This window comes from Alienimonas sp. DA493 (genome assembly GCF_043951915.1).
Lineage (GTDB): Bacteria > Planctomycetota > Planctomycetia > Planctomycetales > Planctomycetaceae > Alienimonas.
This window is the reverse complement of the sequence record NZ_JBINJD010000264.1, coordinates 1-3,651: the sequence shown is the minus strand read 5'-3', so window position 1 is coordinate 3,651 and position 3,651 is coordinate 1. Positions and strand designations below refer to the sequence as shown.

Annotated in this window: 5 protein-coding genes; 4 read left to right on the top strand and 1 reads right to left on the bottom strand. The window is 68.9% G+C overall.

Annotation, left to right across the window (positions count from 1 at the left end; translation table 11 throughout):
* Positions 1–25: 25 nt before the first annotated feature.
* Complete coding sequence (gene serS / locus ACG2DA_RS22035; RefSeq protein ID WP_395258748.1) at positions 26–1,327, top strand: serine--tRNA ligase; 1,302 nt, start codon at positions 26–28, stop codon at positions 1,325–1,327.
* A 68-nt stretch (positions 1,328–1,395) separates the two neighbouring features.
* Here serS and ACG2DA_RS22030 read toward each other — a convergent pair whose 3' ends face one another.
* Positions 1,396–1,689: an HNH endonuclease gene (locus tag ACG2DA_RS22030; RefSeq protein WP_395258746.1), complete on the bottom strand. Its 294-nt coding sequence runs from the start codon at positions 1,687–1,689 to the stop codon at positions 1,396–1,398.
* Positions 1,690–1,782: 93 nt separating this feature from the next.
* On the opposite strand from ACG2DA_RS22030, the gene ACG2DA_RS22025 reads away from it, so the two are divergent.
* The 3 genes from ACG2DA_RS22025 to ACG2DA_RS22015 all read left to right on the top strand — a co-directional run.
* Positions 1,783–2,292, top strand: coding sequence for a glycine cleavage system protein H (locus ACG2DA_RS22025; protein WP_395258744.1), 510 nt, complete (start codon positions 1,783–1,785; stop codon positions 2,290–2,292).
* A 150-nt stretch (positions 2,293–2,442) separates the two neighbouring features.
* A complete protein-coding gene (locus tag ACG2DA_RS22020) occupies positions 2,443–3,456 on the top strand; it encodes an ATP-binding protein (protein WP_395258742.1) in 1,014 nt (337 codons plus the stop codon).
* Positions 3,453–3,651: hypothetical protein (locus ACG2DA_RS22015; protein WP_395258740.1), on the top strand; the 199-nt coding region annotated here is incomplete at its 3' end. The genes ACG2DA_RS22020 and ACG2DA_RS22015, both read left to right, overlap by 4 nt.

Below are 3,651 nucleotides of genomic sequence, written 5' to 3'. Positions count from 1 at the left end.
GCGAACCGGGGGTAGATTCCCCCCCATGCTGGACCTCAACACGATCGCCGAACACGCGGACGTCGTCGCCGCGAACAACCGTCGCCGCGGGGTGGACGTCGACCTCTCCCGGTTGCTGCATCTCCGCGGCAAGCGCTCCGACCTGATCCAGAAGACGGAGACGCTCAAGCACGAGCAGAAGGAGACCGGCGCCGGCATCCCCAAGGCCTCGCCGGAGGAGCGGCAGAAGCTCATCGCCCGCACCGGCGAACTGAAGAAGGAGGTCGCCGCCGCCGCCGAGGAGCTCGACGCCGTCGAGGCGGAGCTGCGGGAGATTCAGGCCCTCATCCCGAACTTCACCCACCCGGACGCCCCCGACGGCGGGGAGCACGACGGCCGGGTATTGCGAGAGGTCGGCGAGAAGCCGCAGTTCGACTTCGAGCCGCTGGACCACGTCGAACTCTGCGAGAAGCACGGGCTGGTCGATTTCGCCAGCGCCGCCAAGACGACCGGGGCCGGGTTCTACTTCCTCGCTCGGGAAGCGGTGCTGCTCGAATTGGCCCTCGTCCGGTACGCCGTGGAAAAGGCGACGGCGGCCGGGTTCGTGCCCCACGTCACCCCGGACCTGGCCCGGGCGGAGGTGCTGTCCGGCACGGGGTTCAACCCGCGGGGCGAGGAGACGCAGATCTACAGCGTCGAGGGCACGGACCTGTCGCTGATCGCCACCGCGGAGATCACCCTCGGCGGGATGAAGGCCGGCACGACCTTCGAGCCGCACGAACTGCCGCTCAAGCTGGCCGGCGTCTCCCACTGCTACCGCACGGAGGCCGGCGCCTACGGGAAGGCGACCCGCGGGCTGTACCGCGTGCACCAGTTCACCAAGGTGGAACTGTTCGCCTTCACCGCCGCGGACCTCGGCGCCAGCGGGCGGATGCACGCGGAGATCCTGTCCTTGGAAGAGGAGATCTTCAGCGATCTCGGCCTGCCGTACCGGGTGCTGGACATCGCCGCCGGCGACCTCGGCGGCCCGGCCTACCGCAAGTTCGACCTCGAAGCCTGGATGCCCGGCCGCGACGACGGCTCCGGCAACAAGGGCTCCTGGGGCGAGGTGACGAGCTGCTCGGACTGCACCGACTACCAGGCCCGCCGCCTCGACGTGCGGGTCAAGAAGACCGACGCCGACGGCAAGCCGGCGAAGGGCACCGACCTCGTGCACACCCTCAACGGCACCGCGATCGCCGTCAGCCGCGCCATGATCGCCCTGCTGGAGAACGGTCAGCGGGAAGACGGCACCATCGCCATCCCCGAGGCGTTGCAGCCCTACTGCGGGTTCGACTCAATCGGGTAGGGTCCGCTGTACGGACCGTGCAAGGCGAATGTTGACCGAGGAACGCGGTCCGCACAGCGGACCCTACGCTAACGCACCCGGATGCGTTTGCCCGGCTTCCGCTTGCGGATCCAACGGATCCAACCTTGGAGTTCCTCGGCTTGGAGCAGCGCCTCGACGGTGTCGTAGTCGCGTTCCAGCTCCTTCTCCGTGAAGGTCGCGTGCACCGTCTTGTGGCAGGGGCGGCAGAGGAGCACGGTCTCCGTCCCGCCGCGGCACTTCGGGACGAGGTGGTGCTTCGTCAGCTTGCCGCGGTCGTATTCGTGTTGGCAGAGGACGCACTTCGGCGGGGAGCGATCCTGCTGGACGAACCAATCCGGCATGACGTTTCGGTTCTTGCGGGCCATCCGGGCGGTTGCGGGGGGCGGGGGACGGGTCTTTACTGAACCGTCCCGCCCCCCGCAGGTTCACGCCGCTTGACCGCCGACGCCGCCGAGCCCGCCGACGGGGAGGAACTGACCTTCAAAATGGGCGAGTTCCTCGCCCGCTTCCCGACCGACCGCGGGTACTGTCGCAATCACCTCTGGTTGCTGCCGACCGGTACGGAGCAGGGCGGCCAGCCGGTCTACCGCGTCGGCTTTACCGCCTACTCCCGGCGGTTGTTGCAGGACGTGTACTTCCTCGATTGGACCGTCGACGAGGGGCAGACCGTCGACGCCGGGGCGTCCATCGGGGAGATCGAGAGCGCCAAGGCCCTCTCCTCAATGCACCCGCCCTCGGCCGGCACGATCACGGCGCTGAACCCGGCCCCGCTGGCGGACCCTTCGGTCATCAACGCCGCTGGTTATGATGCGGGCGAGGGGGGCGGCTGGCTGTACGATTTCGCCGCCGCCGCCCCGCCGTTGGACGCCGCCGCCTACGTCGCGCACCTCGGCGACGTCTGGGAGACGACCCAGCGGATCATCAAGGGGCAGGCGAACGCGTAGCGGAAAGAAATTCCAAGAGACAAGATACAAAGACGTCCGGCGGCGTATCCGTCTCGTCGCTTCGCCGCTCTGTTACTTGTCTCTTGGTGAGTGAAATTTGCTCGCGCCCTTTTGCTTCCCCACACTGACACGCTCCCCCCGCGAGCCCCCATGTCGAAACTCACGGTCGTGCTGTCGCAGTCGCAGGGGAAGAACCCGGCGAAGCGGGCCCTGGAGGAGGGCATCGCCGCCGAGTTGCTGATGGACCCGGCGGTCGACCTGTCGTTGGTTCCGCACCTGGTCGACATGGCGGCGGATCACCCCGGCCTGCTGTACCTCCGCGGCGTGTCGGGGGACGTGGTGGTGCTCAGCTGGCTCTACCCGCGGGCCGCCTTCTGGACGCTCGACCGGCAGGACGTCCGCGGCCGCTACGGCGTCTCCTTGCTGCACGGGTTGGAGGAGGACGAAGACCCGCCCGGCTCCCGCCCGGACGCCCCCAAGCGGTCGCTGTACTGCCTGGACCTCCGCCACGACGACGACCCGCAGGAGTTCCTCACCGAGATCCGCCGCATCGCCAAGGAACGCAGCACCCCGACGGTGGGGTTGTCGTTCGGAGGGCTGAACGGCACATCGGTGAAGGGGAATGAGGGAGGAGGGATGAGGGAGGGGGCGGCCGGTGCGTCCTCCTCCCCCCTTCCTCCTGCCCCCTCCCCCGCCGCGACCGCGGAGCAGGCGTCCGACGATCTGCTCGCCCCCACGACGCGCCGCTGGTATCCGGTGATCGACTACGACCGCTGCACGAACTGCATGGAGTGCGTCGACTTCTGCCTGTTCGGGGTCTACGGCGTGGACGACGCCGGCGACGTGCTCGTCGAACAGCAGGACAGCTGCAAGAAGGGCTGCCCGGCCTGTTCCCGCGTCTGCCCGGCGAACGCGATCGTGTTCCCCGGCCACAAAACGCCCGCCATCGCCGGGGCCGACGGGGAGGGCGCCGGCGACTTCAAGATCGACCTGTCCAAGCTGTTCGGGGCCGCGGACGCCGACCCGCTGAAGCAGGCCGCCGCCGAGCGGGACGTGCACCTGCTCCGCGACGGCCGGGACTCGGTCGGGATGCAGGGGCTCGAACACCGCCAAAAGGACGAACTCGACGCGATGCTCGACGGCTTGGACGCCCTGTCGCTGTGAACGTCGACCCGGACCGGCTCAACCGGGCGACGGACTCGGCGATCGCCCATCTGTTGTCGGAGCGGAACGACGCCGGGCACTGGGTGGGCGAACTCTCCACCAGCGCCCTCAGCACCGCCGTCGCCGCGATGGCGCTGATGCAGTTTGAACGGCATTGGAGCCGCGACCGTGAGGGAGCGTCTCTGGAGGGGGCCG